At 46.8% G+C, this 15332-nt stretch carries 13 protein-coding genes; 7 read left to right on the forward strand and 6 right to left on the reverse strand.

The window, feature by feature from the left end; all coding sequences use genetic code 11:
* The first annotated feature begins 6 nt into the window (after positions 1-6).
* Together AC121Z_RS06595 and AC121Z_RS06600 are read left to right on the forward strand one after the other, a co-directional pair.
* On the forward strand, positions 7-1035 hold the full coding sequence (locus AC121Z_RS06595; protein ID WP_498127568.1) for a phosphotransferase family protein: 1029 nt from the start codon (positions 7-9) through the stop codon (positions 1033-1035).
* 11 nt (positions 1036-1046) lie between these two features.
* Positions 1047-2021: an NADPH:quinone oxidoreductase family protein gene (locus AC121Z_RS06600; RefSeq protein ID WP_498127570.1), complete on the forward strand. Its 975-nt coding sequence runs from the start codon at positions 1047-1049 to the stop codon at positions 2019-2021.
* A gap of 239 nt (positions 2022-2260) precedes the next feature.
* Here AC121Z_RS06600 and AC121Z_RS06605 read toward each other — a convergent pair whose 3' ends face one another.
* Positions 2261-2656 carry a DUF3718 domain-containing protein gene (locus AC121Z_RS06605; RefSeq protein ID WP_498127571.1) on the reverse strand — a complete coding sequence of 132 codons (396 nt, stop codon included), beginning with the start codon at positions 2654-2656 and terminating at the stop codon, positions 2261-2263.
* Between the two features lie 258 nt (positions 2657-2914).
* Between AC121Z_RS06605 and AC121Z_RS06610 the strand changes: the two genes are divergently transcribed.
* Positions 2915-3355, forward strand: a complete 441-nt coding sequence (locus tag AC121Z_RS06610; RefSeq protein WP_498127573.1) for a DUF2177 family protein — start codon at positions 2915-2917, stop codon at positions 3353-3355.
* Positions 3356-3357: 2 nt separating this feature from the next.
* On the opposite strand, the gene AC121Z_RS06615 is transcribed toward AC121Z_RS06610, so the two are convergent.
* Complete coding sequence (locus AC121Z_RS06615) at positions 3358-3549, reverse strand: DUF3185 family protein (RefSeq protein WP_498127574.1); 192 nt, start codon at positions 3547-3549, stop codon at positions 3358-3360.
* Between the two features lie 283 nt (positions 3550-3832).
* The gene (locus AC121Z_RS06620; protein WP_498127571.1) at positions 3833-4228 is read right to left on the reverse strand and encodes a DUF3718 domain-containing protein; all 396 of its coding nucleotides are present in this window, start codon (positions 4226-4228) and stop codon (positions 3833-3835) included.
* Between the two features lie 249 nt (positions 4229-4477).
* Here AC121Z_RS06620 and AC121Z_RS06625 point away from each other — a divergent pair, with 249 nt between their 5' ends.
* Positions 4478-7609: a ligand-binding sensor domain-containing diguanylate cyclase gene (locus AC121Z_RS06625; protein WP_498127576.1), complete on the forward strand. Its 3132-nt coding sequence runs from the start codon at positions 4478-4480 to the stop codon at positions 7607-7609.
* Between the two features lie 99 nt (positions 7610-7708).
* On the opposite strand, the gene AC121Z_RS06630 is transcribed toward AC121Z_RS06625, so the two are convergent.
* The 3 genes from AC121Z_RS06630 to AC121Z_RS06640 all read right to left on the reverse strand — a co-directional run bounded on the left by AC121Z_RS06630 (position 7709) and on the right by AC121Z_RS06640 (position 9976).
* Complete coding sequence (locus tag AC121Z_RS06630) at positions 7709-8104, reverse strand: DUF3718 domain-containing protein (protein WP_498127571.1); 396 nt, start codon at positions 8102-8104, stop codon at positions 7709-7711.
* 172 nt (positions 8105-8276) lie between these two features.
* Positions 8277-9044: an SDR family NAD(P)-dependent oxidoreductase gene (locus tag AC121Z_RS06635; RefSeq protein ID WP_498127577.1), complete on the reverse strand. Its 768-nt coding sequence runs from the start codon at positions 9042-9044 to the stop codon at positions 8277-8279.
* A gap of 23 nt (positions 9045-9067) precedes the next feature.
* Positions 9068-9976, reverse strand: coding sequence for a haloalkane dehalogenase (locus AC121Z_RS06640; protein WP_498128167.1), 909 nt, complete (start codon positions 9974-9976; stop codon positions 9068-9070).
* A gap of 228 nt (positions 9977-10204) precedes the next feature.
* Between AC121Z_RS06640 and AC121Z_RS06645 the strand changes: the two genes are divergently transcribed.
* The 3 genes from AC121Z_RS06645 to AC121Z_RS06655 are packed head-to-tail and all read left to right on the forward strand — an operon-like array spanning position 10205 to position 15328.
* Positions 10205-12307 (forward strand): 3-hydroxyacyl-CoA dehydrogenase NAD-binding domain-containing protein, encoded by a 2103-nt coding sequence (locus tag AC121Z_RS06645; protein WP_498127579.1) that lies wholly within the window; start codon positions 10205-10207, stop codon positions 12305-12307.
* 28 nt (positions 12308-12335) lie between these two features.
* Positions 12336-13517 (forward strand): acetyl-CoA C-acyltransferase, encoded by a 1182-nt coding sequence (locus AC121Z_RS06650; protein WP_498127580.1) that lies wholly within the window; start codon positions 12336-12338, stop codon positions 13515-13517.
* A gap of 11 nt (positions 13518-13528) precedes the next feature.
* Positions 13529-15328 carry an acyl-CoA dehydrogenase C-terminal domain-containing protein gene (locus tag AC121Z_RS06655; RefSeq protein WP_498127581.1) on the forward strand — a complete coding sequence of 600 codons (1800 nt, stop codon included), beginning with the start codon at positions 13529-13531 and terminating at the stop codon, positions 15326-15328.
* Positions 15329-15332: the final 4 nt, after the last annotated feature.

Below are 15332 nucleotides of genomic sequence, written 5' to 3' on the forward strand. Positions count from 1 at the left end.
TTAATCATGCAAAATGATCCGTTACTTTCATTGTCGCAGCTAAATGCATACTTAACCGCAAATGACGTGCCTATTGGTGCTGTGACGCGCGCTGAAAAGTTCAGTGGAGGGCAATCTAATCCAACCTTTTTGCTTGAAACCGAAAATCAGCAAAAATATGTGTTGCGGCGACAACCCCCGGGCAAATTACTCAAGTCTGCTCATGCTGTCGATCGTGAATTTAGGGTTTTATCAGCGTTGCGTGACACAGCGGTGCCAGTTCCCGATGCCATCCATCTATGCACCGACCCCGACGTGCTGGGCGCGATGTTCTACTTGATGGAATATAAATCAGGGCGGATCTTTTGGCGTAGTGCGTTACCGGAGATAAAGTCAAATAACGAACGAGCAGCGATGTATGACGCGATGAATCAAACGTTGGCCGATTTACATAGTGTCGATGTCGATGCCGTTGGCTTGTCTGACTATGGCAAGCCGGGTAACTATTTTGCTCGTCAATATGAGCGCTGGACCAAGCAATACCGGGCTGCGGAAACCGAACATATCGAAGATATTGAGGCATTAATCGATTGGTTAGGACTAAGCCTGCCAGACGATGATGGTCAGGTGTCGTTGGTGCATGGTGACTTTCGCATGGATAATATGATTTTTGCCCCGCACTCTCCTGAAGTTATTGCGGTGCTGGATTGGGAACTATCCACCCTAGGCCATCCGTTTGCAGATTTAGCCTATCAGTGCATGCAGTTGCGTTTGCCATCCGATCTCGGGCATGCCCCGGGGTTGGGGGGCTTGGATCGAGCGGCATTAGGCATCCCTGAAGAGCAAGCTTATATCGAAAGCTATTGCCAGCGCCGGGGCATTGATTCAATTGACAATTGGTCGTTTTATTTAGCGTTTAGTTTTTTTCGTCTGGCGGCGATCGTGCAAGGGGTGGTTAAGCGCGCAAAATTGGGGAACGCATCGAATAAACAAGCAGCTTCGCTAGAAGCCATGATGCGTCCGTTGGCTGCTCATGCAGTATCACTGATCAAATAAGGATAATTAACATGAAAGCGATAGTTTGTAATGAATTTGGGCCAGTCGAGAACTTAGTTTATCAAGACATAGATGATGTTTCGGCTAAAAAGGGGCATGTTGTCGTTGATGTAGAAGCGGCAGGCGTCAATTTCCCTGATGGACTATTGGTGCAAGGGTTGTATCAAATGAAGCCTGAGCGCCCATTCGTGCCTGGGAATGAGGTGGCGGGCACTATTTCGGCAATAGGTGAGGGTGTGCAAGGGGTTGAATTAGGGCAGCGCGTAATCGCGTTATGCATGCTTGGTGGTTATGCCGAAAAGGTGCTGGTTCCACAAACCCACATTATGCCGTTACCCGATGCAATTCCAAGTGAAGAGGCCGCGGCACTGGTAACCGCGCATGCGACTGCGCATCACGCCCTCAAGCAACGCGCGCAACTACAACCAGGTGAAACATTGGTCGTCACCGGGGCTGCCGGAGGCACCGGCTTGGCTGCTGTGCAAATTGGTAAGTTAATGGGCGCAAAAGTCATTGCCGTTTGTTCGACCGCTGAGAAATTAGCTACGGCAAAAGCCAATGGTGCAGATGTGTTGATTAATTACACTGAGCAAGATCTTAAAGACGCAATAAAGCAAGCCACAGATGGCAAAGGAGCTGATGTGGTCTATGAATGCGTTGGTGGGGACACCTTCCACGCATGCAGTCGAACAATGGCATGGAATGGACGTTTGCTAGTCATTGGTTTTGCCGGTGGTGAAATTCCGGAATTCCCAGTGAATTTGGCACTCGTGAAGGGGTATTCAGTCGTGGGCGTTTTTTGGGGTTCATTTACGCAGCATCAACCACACGATTTTGCGCAAAACATGCGTGAATTATTGACCTGGTATGTACAAGGGAAAGTTAAGGTTATCGTGGATGAGTGTCTACCGTTACCTGACGCAAAAGTGGCGTTGGAAAAAGTTATGGGCCGAGCGGTGCGCGGTAAGATGGTTTTAAAACCTTAAGCACGGGTAAAAAAGCGAACGCTTAAAGCAGTGAAATCTTAACGTTGTTTATGTACCTCACATGTCGAAGTACATGAAATCTGCTTTTATTTGACGTTTGATGCACTGAGTCAGGCGCTCTATCATTAATTCAGGGCAAAATAAAAAGCTCCTATTAAGGAGCTTTCTACCGCGAACAACGTTCGCTTTCCATGTTGAAACATGGGGGTGACCGCAGTCACCGGATCTGTGGTTAGAGCTTAGATACGCTCAGCAAGTACTGCAGCGACTGGGTTGCCAGCTAAGCCTTGCTCAGTGACCCATGCAGTCAACGTTTTACCGTCTTGCTCAGGCTCGCTCAGCGCGCTCTTAGGCATTTTCTTAACTAACAACTCACCAGCTTCAACCGCATTGTTAAGAATAGCGGTGCGGATAAGGCTGTTTCCGCCACACGTGATGCCTGAGTAGTAGTCAGACAAACGTAAGTTGTAGTCAGACTGAACCGCTTTCATTTTTTTGCGCAGTTGACCTTTGTCATCGGCTTGTACGATGTTACAAATATTAGCTAGGGCTTCGTTAACGTCTGCTTGAGCGGTACCAGTGAACATAAGTGATGCAGCAGCGATAGCGATAGAAGTTTTAACTACTTTCAACATGGTTAATTCCTCGATTTAAATTAAAGTAAATGTTTTCAACGAGAGTAATTAAAGCCCATGCAAGCCGGTTAAAAAACAGTCGGTGTGATACATAGGTATTTTTTTTAATACGATAGCTCATTCGTTGAACGTATGTTCGGTCGTGGTGTTTTGTGTGGAAACGAAATTAATGCTCTATAAAACAGTTGTTTATAGTTCTTCCAATAAGCTGGGTAAATGCTTTATTTGAAACAAAGATTTAAACCAAAGGAGTTCCTAATGGAACAAAATAAACCGTTAAGTACAACGAAAATGGGCATTTCATTAGGCGCAATATTGTTGAGTTTTGCCATCTTGGACGTATTTTGGTTAGGGTGGTTCGCACAAGAGTGGTACCAAACAGAAATGACTGGCTTAATGCGTGCTGAGGTTATCACTTGGCCTTGGGCTGTTTTTTATGCCTTATATGGGATGGCTGTTTTTATTCTTGCTGTGTTGCCCAATCGAAGCAAACCGATGATCTTTGCCGCTTTGAACGGTGCCGTGCTGGGTGCTGCTAGCTATGGCGCATACAATCTAACGAATTACAGCATTCTAGCGAACTTTTCCCTTTTCATTGCACTTTTGGACTGGGGATGGGGGGTATTCTTAACGATGTCCAGCGCAATTGCCGGGTGGTGGGGCTTATATATCTTCGCCTCACCGCAAAGCGAGCATTGAAGCTACTTGAGCCGAGTTAACCCAATCATGATGCATATTGCGCCACCGCCCATGCCGAGCCACGCTTCAATTGGGGTGTCGCCACTAAATGTTCGACTGATTTCTGAGCTTACAGAGTCATACACGTTATACCCCCAGACGGTAAGGCCGATACCAATAATTATAAAGATTAATCCGATTAGCTTTTTATCCATGGTCGTATCCCTTAAATCTTACTTCAAAGATAATGTTAAGTGTTGATAGGTAAACATAAAACCTTTTTAAGATCTAAACAAAACTAAAGATACGCATAATGAGGTCAGGGGCATCATCAAGTAATGACCAAACCATCGTAGACGTGCTTACCCGACATAAAGTCGTATGGTTAGGGCGCAAAAAGCAAAAGGCTCCCGAGGGAGCCTTTTGAGGAAGCAGATTACTCTGCCGACCATGTTGAAACATGGGGGTGACCGCAGTCACCGGATCTGTGGTTAGGGCTTAGATACGCTCAGCAAGTACTGCAGCGACTGGGTTGCCAGCTAAGCCTTGCTCAGTGACCCATGCAGTCAACGTTTTACCGTCTTGCTCAGGCTCGCTCAGCGCGCTCTTAGGCATTTTCTTAACTAACAACTCACCAGCTTCAACCGCATTGTTAAGAATAGCGGTGCGGATAAGGCTGTTTCCGCCACACGTGATACCTGAGTAGTAGTCAGACAAACGTAAGTTGTAGTCAGACTGAACCGCTTTCATTTTTTTGCGCAGTTGACCTTTGTCATCGGCTTGTACGATGTTACAAATATTAGCTAGGGCTTCGTTAACGTCTGCTTGAGCAGTACCAGTGAACATAAGTGATGCAGCAGCGATAGCGATAGAAGTTTTAACTACTTTCAACATGGTTAATTCCTCGATTTAAATTAAAGTAAATGTTTTCAACGAGAGTAATTAAAGCCCATGCAAGCCGGTTAAAAAACAGTCGGTGTGATACATGGGTATTTTTTTTAATACCCAATTGGCCAATGTGTGTAATGTTCAAAGTACCCATGCTAGTGTTTAGGCATTGCATATCAACATGTATGCACATATTCTTGGGTATCACTAAGTAATCCTGTTCCCCCACTCAGAACAATAACAAATCATGGGAAAATGATGAGGCTCCCGCAGCACTTTTTGATCCTTTTGGGTTGCGCTATCGCTTGCTTATTCTCGCCACTAGCATTGGCCACTCAGCAACTGTTTGCCCACCCAGTTTACTACTCTCCAATCAAGAATTTGGTCGGTGTGGACGGCGATATCATTGCAATTACTGAAGACCCGCAGGGCTTTGTTTGGTTTGTCTCTGGTAATGGTTTGTGGCGTTGGGATTCACATATCTTGGTCCGGGCAACATTCGCAGACGCGACCACAGAGGGTATTAGTCCGGATGTACAAACACTGTTCACTGACCAAGCGGGTACTATTTGGGTCGGAACCAGTCGAGGGTTGTATACGCTTAATACAGATACTCGCCAATTAATTGCGGTAGCGAATAGAGAAGTAAGCGTCATCTCCGTGCAGGAAATCAGTGTATCTTCTGCGCCAGTAAATACCGTTTTTTTTGCGTCCGATCGTTCCCTATTTAAGTATAGCCCGGTGTCTGGAAGCGTAGTATCTGTTCCTTTACCTTATAATGCTCGGATCCATGCCTTACTAATACACGATAAGGTGTTATGGGTGGGAACAGGGCGTGGCTTACTGCAGATGAGGTTTGATCAGGCTAATGCGCAACTAACACCAGTGGCAGGCTTCTCTGATAATACCCGTGTCAGTGCATTGACCACCTCTCCGAATGGCAGATTATATGTAGGGACTGCAAACCAAGGATTGTTTGCGGCTCAAGACGGGGATCATTTCGTTGAGATTGCATTAGACAGTAACGCGCCTGAACCTTGGATCTACTCATTGACGGCGGTAAACAATAGAACCCTATTGATAGGCACATTCGGCAGAGGACTTTTTGAACTAAATATAGAGTTACTTGAGGTTAAAAATTCACGTGCTAACCGTCTACATCCGTCGGGTTTGGCAAATGATAATGTATGGACTCTCATGACCGATTCGCGCGGTATGGTATGGATGGGAGTTAATACCGATTTACAATTCTACGATATCGCCAATCAAGCAGTTAAGCGCATATTAGGGGGATTGAACACCGATAAAGGCCTTAATCAGCGCAGCGTTCATGCAGTACGCGCGGTCGCCGGTGAGTTAGTTGTGGGGACCGGCAGTCAAGGGCTCGAAAGGCTTAATCCCATCACCGGGCAAAGCCAGGTATTATGGTCAGGCGATGCAGACCCGATTGAAACTTTGTTTATGAGTAACGATGGGCAACTGTTTGCCTCGAGTAACTTTTCGTCTGTAATGTTAGATCCCAATACGGGTCAAAACCAACCGTTACAACTGCCAGGTCGACCGGTGGATAAATATTCTAGCGCCTATGCTCAGACTGGCACTGTTGACTGGGTAGGCGGTACTGACGGCTTGTGGGCCTACGATAAACTAAATCAAACAGCAGTAAACGTACTTGCCGACGCTCAACATGACCGTCGGGTTGCTTCTTTATTGGCAACACCACAGCACCTCTGGATTGGTACTTGGCGCGGGTTATATGTAATCGCAAACCCAGCACTACAAGCTCCACTAGTCACGCCAGCACCAAAGGCCACGGGGCTTTTGCAAGAGCAGTTTATCGCGATGCTTTACCGTGACTCATTGGATCAAATCTGGGCGGCAACCAGTAATGCAGGTCTGTTTGTGTATCGTGAACAAGCGGGTTGGCAGCAGTTAAGTATTAGCCCTGCACAACCCGGAGGTAGAGTTGAAGCGATTGCTGGCGAGGCGAATGGAAAAGTGTTTGTCAGTACCTCTAAAAGTATTGTATCAGTTGATATATTGACGTTAGATATGACTACAGTAGTGAGTGAGTCAATTGCAGTAAATCGCCCGTTTCGGCGCGGAGCGGCAACGCAACTGACCAATAATGTGATGGTTTTTGGTGGTTCGAACGGATTAACCTTGCTCGAACCAGCCCAGTTAAACTCACAGCCAAATAACACCGAGTTATTGCTTACCGATGTAAGTGTTACCACATCGGATGACCGTATTTTGTCGCCCTCATTAACGGCAACTCAGCTCGATTTCCCGGCGTTAAGTAAACGAATCTCGTTTGAATTTACCGTTCTCGATTATATAGCTTCAAATAATGTGCTCTATCGTTATCGCTTGAAGGAGCAGGATGATAGCTGGTCATATACCGATTCTGACCATCGCACGGCAACCTTTACTCAGCCAAAACCTGGCAACTACACGCTGCAGATTGAATATTCCTATGATGGTAAGAATTGGCAGTCGGGCTCTTTTACACGTCGCATCCTAATACCGCCCGCATGGTATCAAACTTGGTTTGCGCAAACAGTGTTCGTCGTGTTGTTCGGGCTGGCTTTGTATTGCTTACATAAATTACGCGTGAGTCAATTACGCCAACAACAAAACGTTTTAGAGGCTAGGGTTGCTGCTCGCACAGCTGAATTGAGTGCTGCTAATAAAACCTTAAATCGGCAAGCTGAAGCTTTGCGCGAGGCCAGTATGACGGATGCCTTGACCGGATTGCATAATCGCCGTTTTTTAGCGCAAAACATTGAGCGCGACATGGCAAAATTGAATCGCTATTATGCCGATTGTCAGAAAAGTGGGATAGTCCCGGATTTTGGCAACGACATACTCTTTTTTCTAATTGATATCGATCATTTCAAATCGATTAACGACACCTACGGACATCAAATTGGCGATCAGGTGTTGCTTGAGACCAGTCGACGACTCAAGCTGGTGTTCCGTGAAATTGACTATCTTATTCGCTGGGGCGGAGAAGAGTTTTTAGTCGTTGTACACAATACGCCGCGTCAGGAAGGTGAAGTGTTAGCCGAACGGGTTTTGAGAGCCATTGGAGGGGAGCACTACAGCATCAAAGACGGAGAGACTAAACGCATCACGTGCTCGATAGGCTTTACCGCATACCCTTTAAGTCATGCAAAGATCCAGGCTTTAAGTTGGGACGCAACTGTCGGTATTGCTGATGTTGCGTTATATGCAGCGAAAAATAACAGCCGTGATACTTGGATTGGGATAACCGAACTCAAACCTGTTCCCGTTGATGAAGCGATAGCTAAAATTGAGCAAGATCCTGCATTTGTGTTTGAGTATGGGAATGTTATCTCGCGATCAATAACGAGTGTGGAATAAAGAAAGGCTCCCGAGGGAGCCTTCCGAGGAAGCAGATTACTCTGCCGACCATGTTGAAACATGGGGGGTGACCGCAGTCACCGGACCTGTGGTTTGTGCTTAGATACGCTCAGCAAGTACTGCAGCGACTGGGTTGCCAGCTAAGCCTTGCTCAGTGACCCATGCAGTCAACGTTTTACCGTCTTGCTCAGGCTCGCTCAGCGCGCTCTTAGGCATTTTCTTAACTAACAACTCACCAGCTTCAACCGCATTGTTAAGAATAGCGGTGCGGATAAGGCTGTTTCCGCCACACGTGATACCTGAGTAGTAGTCAGACAAACGTAAGTTGTAGTCAGACTGAACCGCTTTCATTTTTTTGCGCAGTTGACCTTTGTCATCGGCTTGTACGATGTTACAAATATTAGCTAGGGCTTCGTTAACGTCTGCTTGAGCGGTACCAGTGAACATAAGTGATGCAGCAGCGATAGCGATAGAAGTTTTAACTACTTTCAACATGGTTAATTCCTCGATTTAAATTAAAGTAAATGTTTTCAACGAGAGTAATTAAAGCCCATGCAAGCCGGTTAAAAAACAGTCGGTGTGATACATAGGTATATTTTTTAATACACCTACGTATCGGTTGAGTTCAATCTAAATATTGCGTTTCTTTAGTTCGCCGCAGGGGTAGCTACCATGCCGATACACCGCCGTCTATCGCTATGGTTTGCCCATTCATGTAGGTATTACCTGGGGATAGCATCAGTACCATTACATTGACCATTTCCTGGGGCTCACCTAGGCGTTTCATGGGTGATCCCATGGCCATCCGCGCTCGATCTTGTTCAGTATTAAAACCATCAACATTAAGAATATTGGTTGGACTAAAAAATGGGCAAACAGCATTAACTTGAATATTTTTACGGCCATATTCGATAGCAGCGGTGCGCGTTAACCCTGCTACCGCATGTTTTGCTGCTACATAGGCACCACCTTTAGGTGCACCACCAATACCAGCCATTGAACTTAAATTCAGAATATGCCCGGAACCCGCTTTAAGCATGGCTGGAATTTGATATTTCATGCCAAACATAACGCCTTTTACATTAACGTCCATTTGCTTATCGAATACCGCTTCGGTTAATTCATGTATGGCTGCTGGCGGATGCGCAATTCCTGCATTATTGATGGCGTAATGTAACGCACCAAAGCGGGTGATGGCGGCTTCGACTAATGCGGCACAATCGCTTTCTTTGGCAACATCATTAATCATAGCAATGACTCGACCGTCATCAATATTTAACGAGGCGACAGTATCTTGTAGCCCTGCCTCATCAATGTCTCCGAGAACTAAATTGGCACCGCGAGCAGCAAATGCTTGCGCTAATAGTCGCCCGAAACCACTGGCAGCGCCGGTGATCAAGATTGTTTTTGCAGAAAAATTAAGTAATGGATCCATAAGGGTACTCTCATTCAAATAAGTTAAGCGGTTACTTGCATAAACGATAAGATGATTTCGGCGAATTTTTCACCCTGATCTTCCTGGACGAAATGACCGGCCTGGGCAATTGTTGTGTGAGGCTGGCCAGTGCAGCCCGGTATTAACTTATGCATAATTTTGTCACCCCCGGCGGTCACCGGATCAGAATCACTGAAGCAAGTTAAAAACGGGCGATTAAATTGCTTTAACCCCTCCCACGCTGCTCGATTGGCTGCACTCGCAGGATCATTTGGAGTAACCGGAACTAATGCCGGAAATTGTCTTGCGCCAGCTTTGTAGCTTTCATCCGGGTAAGGCGCGTTATAGGCTTCGTAAACCCCCTCTGCTAGGGGTTGAACGGTTGCACCCTTAATGATACCTGCAGCAGGGAATTCTGGTACTTCTTGGGAAAAGGCTTTCCATTTAAAGAATGCTTCTGGTGGTGCATGGTCACCGGTGGGTAACATGGTATTCGAGGCAACCACTCGTTTAAATCGGTTTGGCTGTTCACCGACCAAGCGTAATCCAAGTAACCCTCCCCAGTCCTGGCAGACTAACGTAATAGCGTTGAGTTCCAATATGTCGAGTAGTTGTTGTACCCAGTCCATATGACGTTGATAGCTATAGTCTGAACGTTGGGTCGGCTTGTCTGAACGCCCAAAGCCAATTAAGTCAGGCACGATGACGCGATAGCCAGCAGCAGCAAGCGGTCGGATCATTTTTCGATAAAGATACGCCCAACTGGGTTCGCCATGCTGCATCCAAATGACTTCGCCGGTTTTTGGGCCTTCGTCAATGTAATGCATCCGCAATTGGCCACCTTCGAAATCATCGACGGTAAGATAATTGGGTGCAAAATCATAACCAGGTAGGTCTAAAAATCGTTCGTCTGGAGTTCTTAGTGCCTGCATCATCGTTTTCCTTTATCGTCCAATGACACGCTTTTACATGAAATGGGTGGGCGGGATCAATCAGTGTAATTCACAGTAACGAATAGGATTCTTCGGTAGGCCACTAGTGTAAACGGATTGTAAATAGTATTGATTTAATTTATTCAGAATTATAAAACCAATAAACTTCACTGATTAGGTGACAGGTCATACCATGCGGATAAATTTTTACTTTGGTGTGATTTAGTTATGAGTGAAAAACCTGCCGTTTCGTATAGTGAAAATGGATCTGTCGCAACTTTGATCATGCACAATCCTCCCGTTAATGCTTTAGGTAAAGCCGTGCGGGTTGGCCTTATTGAAGGAATAGATAAAGCGCTGGCGAATGGAGACATCAATGCGATAGTGATTACGTCTGACATCGGTTTCTTTAGTGGTGGTGCAGATATCAGTGAGTTTGCAACGGGTGACTTTGAACCGAATCTTTCAACCAAGGTTTTAGCCAAAATTGAGCAATCTCCAAAACCTGTGGTAGCGGTCTTGCCAGGCCCCGCGTTTGGCGGGGGGCTAGAATTAGCGCTAGCTTGTCATTACCGTATCACCTTCAAGGACAATAAAGTCGGCCTGCCTGAAGTCCATCTTGGGATCCTGCCCGGAGCAGGGGGCACGCAACGGTTACCGCGCTTAATTCCTGTGCAACAAGCACTCAATATGATTGTTTCTGGGAAGCCTGAAGCTGCGGCAAACCTGCCTAGCTTATTTGCTGTATTAACCGAGCGCCCAGACGAACTGCAGACAGCGACAGCTGAGTTTCTGCAACAGTTAGACATGGCGGCATCAATCCCTCGCACATGCGATCTAACTGTTGATCCTGCAACCTACAGCGATGAACTATTCACTCAGTTTACCGCGGGTACTGAAAAGGCGGCCCGTGGATTCTTCGCACCCTTTAATTGCATTAAAGCAGTGCAAGCGGCGACAGAGCTTCCTTTCGAAGCCGGCTTGGCGCGTGAGGGCGAATTATTCATGGAGTGTATGAAGACTCCTCAAGCGCGCGCTCAACAACACTTCTTTTTCGCAGAGCGTGCTGCTGGTCACGTAAAAGATTTTGATAAACAAACACCCACACGTCCGGTTCAACGCGTTGCAGTCATTGGTGCAGGCACCATGGGCGGAGGGATTGCGATGAACTTTGCGAATGCCGGAATACCAGTGCTGATGCTGGAAATGAAGCAAGAGGCTTTAGACAAAGGCTTACAAATTATTCGCGGCAACTATGAACGGAGTGCGAAAAAAGGCAAGTTAAGCCAGGCTGACGTTGAAGCTCGCATGGCATTGCTGACCGGTACTACCGATTACGCTGACCTCGGTGATGTGGACTTAGTGATCGAAGCCGTGTTTGAAAAGCTAGACGTGAAACAAGCCGTATTTAAATCTCTCGATGCGGTGTGTAAGCCTGGTGCGATCCTGGCAACCAATACATCAACGTTAGATGTTAATTTAATTGCTGATGCAACGTCACGCCCGCAAGACGTGATTGGACTTCATTTCTTCTCGCCAGCCAATGTAATGAAGCTACTGGAAATAGTGAAGACTGAGCATACCGCGCCTGATGTCATTAAAACCTGTATGCAGCTGGCTAAAACCATCAAAAAAGTCGCAGTGCTCGTTGGCGTGTGTTTTGGGTTTGTTGGCAATCGTATGATTGAAACCTACGGTAGAGAGGCCAATCGTTTGATGCTTGAAGGAGCGCGTCCAGAACAAGTCGACAAAGTGATTTACAAATTTGGTTTGCCAATGGGCCCCTTCACCATGGGCGACATGGCGGGACTCGATATAGGTTACTTTGTTCGTCAATCCCGTAAGGCATTTATTGAGCACGATCCAAGTTACTGTGTAGTCGCTGATAGGTTAGTTGAAGACGGGCGGGTTGGTTTAAAGGTAGGTAAAGGCGTGTATCTATATGACGAAGGCAGTCGTCAACCAATCCCCGATGAAAAGGTCATTGAATTAGCTAAGCAAGAAGCAGCAAGACTGGGTATTGAGCAGCGTGAAATTAGCGAACAAGAGATTATTGAGCGTTGTATTTACCCATTGATTAATGAAGGTGCGCTAATTTTATCAGAAGGTATTGCAGCGAAGGCCAGTGATATCGACGTAATCTACGTGTATGGCTATGGATTCCCGGTGTATCGCGGTGGTCCGATGAAATATGCCGATGAAATTGGTTTAGACACCGTACTGAATGCAATGAAGAAATATCAGGACAAGCTTGGTGATTACGGTAAAGCCTGGTTTCAACCGGCACCATTGCTTGAGCAATTAGCCGCGCAAGGTAAAACCTTCAACTAATCAGATCAATGAATTTAGAGGACACATTATGCGCAATGCAGTAATCGTATCGACCGCACGTTCGCCGATTGGACGTGCTTACAAAGGTGTATTGAATAATTTAGAAGCGCCTTCGTTGGGGGGGCATGCTATTGCGGCTGCGGTGGCTAGGGCCAAGCTCGAAGGTCAAGAAATTGATGATGTAATCATGGGGTCGGCCTTAACTCAAGGATCCGGTTCAATGAATATTGGGCGCTTAGCCGGATTGGCTGGCGGCTTACCGGTAACCGTGTCAGGTATGACCTTGGATCGTCAGTGCAGTTCGGGTATGTACGCTATTGCAACGGCAGCGAACAGTATTATGAACGGCGAAACTGACATTATGGTTGCTGGCGGTTTGGATTCTATTTCGCTAGTGCAAAACAAGCACATGAATACCTACCGCATGACTGATCCTGCATTGATCGCCAAACACAAAGACATTTATATGCCGATGCTGCAAACCGCTGAAGTCGTCGCGAAGCGATACAATATTAGCAGAGATGCGCAAGATGAATATGGTTATCAATCGCAAATGCGCACGGCAGAAGCGCAAGCAGCTGGCAAGTTTGATCAAGAGATAGTGCCAATAACTGCCCAACAAGCGGTGATGGATAAAGCTACAGGTGAAGTGAGTTCTCACACAGCAACCTTGGCAAAAGATGAAGGTAATCGTCCCGAGACTACGCTAGCCGGATTACAGGGGTTAAACCCGGTAATTGAAGGTGGCTGTATCACAGCGGGTAATGCAAGTCAGTTGTCAGATGGTGCAAGCGCTAGCGTATTAATGAGTGATAGTGAAGCAGAGCGCCGTGGTCTAGAACCCCTTGGTGTCTATCGCGGGATCGCTGTGGCAGGTTGTGAGCCGGATGAAATGGGGATTGGACCGATTTATGCCATTCCCAAATTGCTACAAAAGCATGGTTTGGGTATGGATGATATTGGCTTATGGGAGCTTAATGAGGCTTTCGCAGTTCAAGTATTGTATTGCCGCGACAAGCTTGGGATCCCGAATGAACTCCTAAATGTCAACGGTGGTGCGATTTCGGTTGGTCATCCCTACGGTATGAGCGGTGCGCGCATGGTTGGACATGCCTTGATTGAAGGCAAACGCCGCGGTGCGAAATATGTTGTATGCACGATGTGTATTGGCGGCGGCATGGGCGCAGCCGGCTTATTTGAAGTTTTATAAGGCGACAAACAATGCAAAATTACAAAGCTCCTCAACGCGATACTTTATTTACCTTGTATGAACTACTGGGTTTCGATCAACACTATGCTCAACTTGGATTTGCAGATGTTAGCGAAGACTTGGTTACCGCAATCTTTAATGAGGCGGCCAAATTTTCAGAGAACGTGCTTGCTCCATTAAACGCTGTGGGTGACGACGAAGGGTGTACTTGGAATGACGGAGAGGTCACTACCCCAACTGGCTTTAAGGAAGCGTATCAGCAATATGTAGAGGGTGGCTGGCCATCGATGGCGCATCCAGAAGCCTTTGGCGGTCAGGCGTTACCTTATTCGTTGGCAACCTCTATGGCAGAATGGTTTTCCGGTGCAAACCATGCGTGGGCCATGTACCCTGGCTTGAGTCAAGGCTGTATGGAAACGCTTAAAGCTCATGGCACAGAAGCGCAGCAAAATCAGTTCTTGCCTAAACTGATTGATGGCACCTGGACCGGCACCATGTGTTTAACTGAATCCCATTGTGGCTCTGACCTTGGTATGCTCAAGTGTAAAGCTGAGCCTAACGCAGACGGCACTTACGCAATCACGGGAACCAAGATTTTTATTTCTGCGGGTGAGCATGATATGTCAGACAACATTGTGCATATCGTTCTGGCCCGTTTACCCGACGCTCCAGCCGGAACCAAAGGTATTTCGTTGTTCATCGTGCCAAAATTTAATGTTGATGAAAACGGTGAAAAGACAGACCGCAATCAAGTTAAATGTGGTTCTATCGAACACAAGATGGGGATCAAAGGTAGTGCTACTTGTGTGATCAATTTTGATGGTGCCACTGGCCATCTGATTGGCGAACCTAATCGCGGGTTAAATTGTATGTTCACTTTTATGAACATGGCACGCATTGGCACGGGGATGGAGGGGCTATCGGCTATCGAAGCGTCATTTCAAGGTGCATTGGCGTATGCGAAAGATCGCCTGCAATTTCGTTCACTAACGGGCAAAAAGAATCCCGATGCACCGGCTGATCCGATCATCGTACATCCCGATGTCAGACGAATGCTGTTGACGCAAAAGGCCCTACGCGAAGGCAATCGCGCATTGGCCATTTACTGCATGCAGTTAGTCGACGTTACCCTGTATGAACAAGATGCTGAAAAGCGCCAGGTTGCAGATGCCAAGCTGGCTTTATTAACGCCAATCGTTAAAGCCTTTTTGACTGAGACTGCACAAGAGTGCACCAGTTACGGGATGCAAGTTTACGGCGGTCATGGGTACATCAAAGAATGGGGCATGGAGCAGTTAGCTCGTGATACCCGTATTTGTACCATGTATGAGGGGACGACTGGTATCCAAGCCATCGATTTGTTGGCTCGTAAAATTGTGGGTAGCCAAGGTAAGTTACTGCAGGTGTTTATCCAAGAGATGCGCAGCTATTGCGAGAGCTTGCGCGGTAAAGCGCAATTTAATGCGTGGGCGAATGCGGTTGAGAGTCACATTGATGAATGGGGTCAACTCACCAATGACATCATGAAATCCGCCGGTAATAACCCTGACGAGTTAGGAGCGGCTGCGGTGGATTATTTGATGTACTCGGGTTATGTCACTGTGGCTTATTTTTGGTTGCGCATGGCGGTTACCGCGCAGGAAAAACTGGATGCTGGTACAACTGAGACTGATTTTTACACCGCTAAATTACAAACCGCGCAATTCTATTTTGACCGCTTATTAACACGCACTCGCTCGTTGGTATCGGCGATTCATTCGGGTTCTGACAACTTGATGACAATGACGGAAGACGCGTTTTTTCAAGGATAGATAA

This window comes from Alteromonas sp. DYW1, assembly GCF_059752595.1.

Excerpts from the sequence above, each read along its gene's own strand:
- AC121Z_RS06595 (WP_498127568.1), top strand. The coding sequence starts at position 7 with ATGCAAAATGATCCGTTACTTTCATTGTCGCAGCTAAATGCATACTTA.
- AC121Z_RS06600 (WP_498127570.1), top strand. The coding sequence starts at position 1,047 with ATGAAAGCGATAGTTTGTAATGAATTTGGGCCAGTCGAGAACTTAGTT.
- AC121Z_RS06605 (WP_498127571.1), bottom strand. The coding sequence starts at position 2,656 with ATGTTGAAAGTAGTTAAAACTTCTATCGCTATCGCTGCTGCATCACTT.
- AC121Z_RS06610 (WP_498127573.1), top strand. The coding sequence starts at position 2,915 with ATGGAACAAAATAAACCGTTAAGTACAACGAAAATGGGCATTTCATTA.
- AC121Z_RS06615 (WP_498127574.1), bottom strand. The coding sequence starts at position 3,549 with ATGGATAAAAAGCTAATCGGATTAATCTTTATAATTATTGGTATCGGC.
- AC121Z_RS06620 (WP_498127571.1), bottom strand. The coding sequence starts at position 4,228 with ATGTTGAAAGTAGTTAAAACTTCTATCGCTATCGCTGCTGCATCACTT.
- AC121Z_RS06625 (WP_498127576.1), top strand. The coding sequence starts at position 4,478 with ATGATGAGGCTCCCGCAGCACTTTTTGATCCTTTTGGGTTGCGCTATC.
- AC121Z_RS06630 (WP_498127571.1), bottom strand. The coding sequence starts at position 8,104 with ATGTTGAAAGTAGTTAAAACTTCTATCGCTATCGCTGCTGCATCACTT.
- AC121Z_RS06635 (WP_498127577.1), bottom strand. The coding sequence starts at position 9,044 with ATGGATCCATTACTTAATTTTTCTGCAAAAACAATCTTGATCACCGGC.
- AC121Z_RS06640 (WP_498128167.1), bottom strand. The coding sequence starts at position 9,976 with ATGCAGGCACTAAGAACTCCAGACGAACGATTTTTAGACCTACCTGGT.
- AC121Z_RS06645 (WP_498127579.1), top strand. The coding sequence starts at position 10,205 with ATGAGTGAAAAACCTGCCGTTTCGTATAGTGAAAATGGATCTGTCGCA.
- AC121Z_RS06650 (WP_498127580.1), top strand. The coding sequence starts at position 12,336 with ATGCGCAATGCAGTAATCGTATCGACCGCACGTTCGCCGATTGGACGT.
- AC121Z_RS06655 (WP_498127581.1), top strand. The coding sequence starts at position 13,529 with ATGCAAAATTACAAAGCTCCTCAACGCGATACTTTATTTACCTTGTAT.